The organism is Streptomyces hirsutus (assembly GCF_001418415.1).
Taxonomy (GTDB): Bacteria; Actinomycetota; Actinomycetes; order Streptomycetales; family Streptomycetaceae; genus Streptomyces; species Streptomyces hirsutus.
In genome coordinates, this window is the sequence record NZ_LIQT01000159.1 from 1 (window position 1) to 4,113 (window position 4,113).

General features: G+C 70.6%; 2 protein-coding genes. One reads left to right on the top strand and one right to left on the bottom strand.

Annotation, left to right across the window (positions count from 1 at the left end):
- On the top strand, nucleotides 1–2,633 hold a 2,633-nt coding region (locus AOK11_RS12810; RefSeq protein ID WP_055593812.1), incomplete at its 5' end, for a cellulose binding domain-containing protein.
- Between the two features lie 84 nt (nucleotides 2,634–2,717).
- Here AOK11_RS12810 and AOK11_RS12815 read toward each other — a convergent pair.
- Nucleotides 2,718–4,113: rhamnogalacturonan lyase (locus tag AOK11_RS12815; protein ID WP_055593813.1), on the bottom strand; the 1,396-nt coding region annotated here is incomplete at its 5' end.

Below are 4,113 nucleotides of genomic sequence, written 5' to 3' on the forward strand. Positions count from 1 at the left end.
CCCTCGCCGCCGCTCCCCCCGACCGGCCCGCCGCCGCGGCCGACGCGCCGGCCCGGTCCGCGCTCGCCGCCGACACGTACACCTGGAAGAACGCCCGGATCGACGGCGGCGGCTTCGTCCCCGGCATCGTCTTCAACCGCAGCGAGCGGAACCTGGCGTACGCCCGCACGGACATCGGCGGCGCCTACCGGTGGCAGGAGCAGACGAAGAGCTGGACGCCGCTGCTGGACTCGGTCGGCTGGGACGACTGGGGGCACACCGGCGTGGTGAGCCTCGCCTCCGACCCGGTCGACCCGGACCGGGTGTACGCGGCGGCCGGCACGTACACCAACGACTGGGACCCGAACAACGGCGCGGTGCTGCGTTCCGCGGACCGGGGCGCCAGCTGGCGGAAGGCCGACCTGCCGTTCAAGCTGGGCGGCAACATGCCGGGGCGGGGCATGGGCGAACGCCTGGCCGTCGACCCGCACCGCAACAGCGTGCTGTACCTGGGGGCGCCCAGCGGGAAGGGCCTGTGGCGCTCGACTGACTCGGGCGCGAGCTGGTCGAAGGTGACGGCCTTCCCGAACCCGGGCACCTACGTGCAGGATCCGAGTGACACCTCCGGGTACGCCAGTGACAACCAAGGCATCGTCTGGGTCACTTTCGACGAGTCGACGGGCACGCCCGGCAGCGCGACCCGGACGATCTACGTGGGCGTCGCCGACACGGAGAACGCGGTGTACCGGTCGACGGACGCGGGTGCCACCTGGCAGCGGGTGGCCGGGCAGCCGACCGGGCAGCTGGCGCACAAGGGCGTCCTGGACACCGAGAACGGTCACCTGTACCTCGCGTACAGCGACAAGGGCGGGCCGTACGACGGCGGCAAGGGCCGGCTGTGGCGGTACACGACCGCGACCGGCACCTGGACCGACATCAGCCCGGTCGCCGAGGCCGACACCTACTACGGATTCAGCGGACTGACCGTGGACCGGCAGAACCCGGGCACGCTCATGGCGACGGCGTACAGCTCCTGGTGGCCGGACACCCAGATCTTCCGCTCCACGGACAGCGGGGCGACGTGGACGCGGGCGTGGGACTACTCCTCGTACCCGAACCGGGCCAACCGCTACACCATGGACGTCTCGTCCGTGCCGTGGCTGACCTGGGGCGCCAACCCGTCGCCACCCGAGCAGACGCCCAAACTGGGGTGGATGACCGAGGCGTTGGAGATCGACCCGTTCGACCCGGACCGCATGATGTACGGGACGGGCGCGACCGTCTACGGCACGGAGAACCTGACGAACTGGGACCGCGACACCACGTTCACCATCACGCCGATGGTGCGCGGCCTGGAGGAGACGGCGGTCAACGACCTCGTCTCTCCCTCGTCGGGCGCCCCGCTGCTCAGCGGGCTTCTGGACATCGGCGGCTTCCGGCACACGGACCTGACGAAGGTTCCGTCGATGATGTTCACCCAGCCGAACTTCACCGCCACCACGAGTCTGGACTTCGCCGAGTCCCACCCGAACACGGTGGTCCGGGCGGGCGACCTGGATTCCGGCCCGCACATCGCGTTCTCGACCGACAACGGCGCCCACTGGTTCGCGGGCACGGACCCTTCGGGGGTCAGCGGCGGCGGCACGGTCGCCGCGGGTGCCGACGGCAGCCGTTTCGTGTGGAGCCCGCGGGGCGCCGGGGTGCACCACACGACCGGCTTCGGCACCTCGTGGTCGGCGTCGAGCGGCATCCCCGAGGGGGCGGTCGTCGAGTCCGACCGGGTGGACCCGAAGACGTTCTACGGCTTCAGGTCCGGAAAGTTCTACGTCAGTACGGACGGCGGCGCCACCTTCACGGCCTCCCCCGCGACCGGTCTGCCGAGCGGTGACAGTGTGCGGTTCAAGGCGCTGCCGGGCGCCAAGGGCGACATCTGGCTGGCCGGCGGGGAGAGCGGCGGGACGTACGGGCTGTGGCACTCCACCGATGGCGGACAGAGCTTCACCGAGCTGCAGGGCGTCGACGAGGCGGACACCGTCGGCTTCGGCAAGGCGGCCCCCGGCGCCTCGTACCAGACCGTCTTCACCAGCGCGAAGATCGACGGCGTACGCGGCATCTTCCGCTCGACGGACCAGGGGCGGAGCTGGACCCGGATCAACGACGACGCCCACCAGTGGGGTTGGACCGGTGCCGCGATCACCGGTGACCCCCGGGTGTACGGCAGGGTGTACGTGGCGACCAACGGCCGCGGGATCGTCTACGGCGACACCTCGGACACCGGGGGCGGGGACGACGGTGGCGGAGGTACCGACCCCGACCCGGATCCTGAGCCGACGGGGGCCTGCAAGGTGACCTATGAGATCACCAACCAGTGGTCCGACGGTTTCCAGGCCCAGGTCCAGGTGACCAACACCGGGCCGGACGCCTGGAAAGGCTGGTCGCTGACCTGGTCGTTCACGGACGGGCAGCGGGTGTCGCAGCTCTGGAACGGGGTTCACGCACAGTCGGGCCCGGCGGTGACGGTACGCAACGCCGACTGGAACGGCACCGTCGCGGCGGGCTCGTCGGTCGGGTTCGGCTTCACGGCGAGCCGTTCGGCGACGAACACGGAACCGTCGGCCTTCGCCCTCGACGGGCGGGCCTGCACGGTGGCGTGACCGGTTGAGGAGCGGTGAGCCCGCGGGGCACGTACGGCCGGTCCGGCCGTACGTGCCCCGCAGTTCTGTTCGGGGTCCGTGCGCTCAGGGCGTGTAGACCGCCGGACGCGGCGGGGTCGGCATGCCGTCGCCGAGGAAGAAGCCGGTGTGCGGCGGCTGGTTGTAGGCGGTGTTCTGCCAGGCCAGCGAGGTGCGGTACAGGGTGTCGTGGAGCAGTGTCGTGATCTTGATGTTGGTGTCGTGCGGGGTGGAATAGACGCGCAGCGCGGTGTTGTCGCCGGTGCGCCAGACGACCTCCTCGCGCCAGTCGCCGAGGATGTCGCCGGACAGCACGGGTGTGGCCTTGGTGCCGTTGTTGGAGGCGACCCCGGATCCGGTCAGCAGGCGGGTGTCGGAGGAGGTGCCGTACTTGTCGATGCGGGTGCCGTCCAGGAGTTCGCGCACCGGGTCGCCGTCCCACCAGGACAGGAAGTTGGCGGAGGACGGTTTGCGGCCCTTGGTGCCGCCGCCCTCGTCGCGGACGCTGCCGTCGGAGGAGGACCACATCTCGGGGCCGGAGTTGCCCGACCAGATGTCGCCGGCGACTCCGCGCCCGTTGTCGCAGCAGGCGGAGAGCTTCCAGCGGACCGATCCGTTGGCCGGGTTGATATAGAGGGCCGCGGGCTGGGAGGTCGACTCGGAGACCTTGTAGTACTCCAGGCCGGCGGTCGACGCGTCGAGGTCGCCGAGGTGCTGGGCGTCGCCGTGGCCGGTCTTCGTGGTCCACAGGCCGTTTCCGTTGTCGTCGACGGCCATCGCTCCGTAGACGATCTCGTCCTTGCCGTCGTTGTCGACGTCGCCGACGGACAGGCTGTGGGAGCCCTGGCCGTCGTAGCCCTTGCCGCTGTTGGTGGAGGAGTTGGTGTCGAAGGTCCAGCGCCGGGTGAAGGCGCCGTTCCGCCAGTCCCAGGCGGCGACGACGGAACGGGTGTAGTAGCCGCGGGCCATGATCAGGGAGGGCCGGGCGCCGTCGAGGTAGGCGGTGCCGGCGAGGAAGCGGTCGACGCGGTTGCCGTAGGAGTCGCCCCAGGAGGAGACGGTGCCGCGGGCCGGGACGTAGTCGACGGTGCCCATGGCCCTGCCCGTCTGCCCGTTGAACATGGTCAGGTACTCGGGGCCGGACAGGATGTAGCCGCTGGAGTTGCGGTGGTCGGCGGAGGAGCTGCCGATGACGGCGCCGGTGCCGTCCCGGGTGCCGTCGGCGGTCTTCATGGCGACCTCGGCCCTGCCGTCGCCGTCGTAGTCGTACACCTGGAACTGGGTGTAGTGGGCGCCGGAGCGGATGTTGCGGCCCAGGTCGATGCGCCACAGCCGGGTTCCGTCGAGCCGGATGCCGTCGACGATCGTGTTGCCGGTGTAGCCGGACTGGGAGTTGTCCTTGGCGTTGGTGGGCTGCCATTTGAGGACGAACTCGAGGGCGCCGTCGCCGTCGAGGTCGCCG